Consider the following 1372-nt stretch of genomic DNA (forward strand, 5'->3'; position numbering starts at 1 on the left):
CCGAAAGCTACAAACACAGAAATGAAAACGGAGCCGAACCAGTCGTTACAGACAATTTCGTGCAGTGTCACAGTCGCGGCGGAGCCGCTTTGTGTGCCACCGCACGAAATGTCTGATCTAAAGCGTTCGGCAAAATGAAACCCTGGCTTATTATTATTTTGGTATTTTCTGCTGGCTTGACGGCCTGCAAAAGCCGTCCCTACGTCCGAAGTGAAAGTATATCCATGTTTTCACATGCCAGCGGCGGCACCTTCCCAGCCGAAAAGATTGCCATCGAAAACGCGAAGTTACGCGAAAAGATTCAGGTTATCACCAAAGACGATAGAGCGGATTGTTTTATTTCGGCAGACAATTTTGGCTATACATTAGTCACGATCACAAAGAAGAAATTGTCGGAAAAACAAACAGAAGAGATTTCACGGTATGCGGCTATAGCAAGAAATGACGCATGGCAGAAATGAACAAAACCACGGAGCCGAACCAGGCGCCACAGACAACGATCTGCACTGTCACGGAATGTGCTCCGAGCCGCACATTCCGCGCCAGCGCAGATCGTGTCTGACCTTAAGCGTTGGGCAAAATGAAATCTCCGTTTAAGTTCGTCTTAGCTGTTATCGGATGCGGCCTGCTAGCATCGATAGCTGTGTCGACTCTATTGTTTTGGTCCTCTACCGAGACTACACTTCATACGGCCAAAATCAATTGGCTCCCAGCTAGCGCAAAAGATGTCAGTCATGAAGTCACCACTGGAATGGGCGGAGTCGAAATGATCGAATGCACACTCCCGGAAGTTGATTTCATAGCATTAGCTAAAATGAAAGATTGGAAGATAGAGCGCGAGAAAGATTTCTCGGCCAACTTGCGGATTCAATCACTACCACGATTACGGAATATCGAATTTTTAGGCGAAGCAGATGTTGTATTACGAGGATACAAATACAGTTTACGGAAATCAAACGGCGGCGGCATCACCGTATGTTATGATTCTGACCTGCAACGGATGATTTACCAAACGAGCCACAGATGAAAACCACGGAGCCCAACCAGGCACTACAGACAATTTCGAGGACTGGCCCAGTCGCGGCGGAGCCGCTTTGTGGGCCAGCCCTCGAAATGTCTGACTTTTAACGTTAGCCAAAAATTATGAAACCCCTGCTGGTCATTTTCTCGCTGCTTTTTATCTCGTCTGCATTCGGCCAAACGGCGCTACACGAAATTCAGTTCACCGACCATAAGTTCGTATCTTTCATCGAACCAAAAAAATACAGTATTTATCCGCTGAGCGAGCGCGCGATGCCCCTGATGCAGACTAGCACCGAACGGAAGATTGTAGCCGCCGATTATATTACAGGCATAAAGATCAAGACCGGAA

General features: G+C 47.5%; 3 protein-coding genes. All 3 read left to right on the forward strand.

The window, feature by feature from the left end:
* Positions 1 to 134 precede the first annotated feature (134 nt).
* Positions 135 to 461, forward strand: a complete 327-nt coding sequence (locus tag FPL22_RS17575) for a hypothetical protein (RefSeq protein ID WP_144354351.1) — start codon at positions 135 to 137, stop codon at positions 459 to 461.
* A 119-nt stretch (positions 462 to 580) separates the two neighbouring features.
* Positions 581 to 1027 (forward strand): hypothetical protein, encoded by a 447-nt coding sequence (locus FPL22_RS17580; RefSeq protein ID WP_144354352.1) that lies wholly within the window; start codon positions 581 to 583, stop codon positions 1025 to 1027.
* A gap of 116 nt (positions 1028 to 1143) precedes the next feature.
* The coding region (locus FPL22_RS17585; RefSeq protein ID WP_144354353.1) for a hypothetical protein at positions 1144 to 1372 on the forward strand (229 nt) is incomplete at its 3' end.

The organism is Rariglobus hedericola (assembly GCF_007559335.1).
GTDB classification, from domain to species: Bacteria; Verrucomicrobiota; Verrucomicrobiia; order Opitutales; family Opitutaceae; genus Rariglobus; species Rariglobus hedericola.

Bases quoted from the DNA above. Each gene is read 5' to 3' on its own strand.
- FPL22_RS17580 (WP_144354352.1), top strand. From the start codon at position 581: ATGAAATCTCCGTTTAAGTTCGTCTTAGCTGTTATCGGATGCGGCCTG.
- FPL22_RS17575 (WP_144354351.1), top strand. From the start codon at position 135: ATGAAACCCTGGCTTATTATTATTTTGGTATTTTCTGCTGGCTTGACG.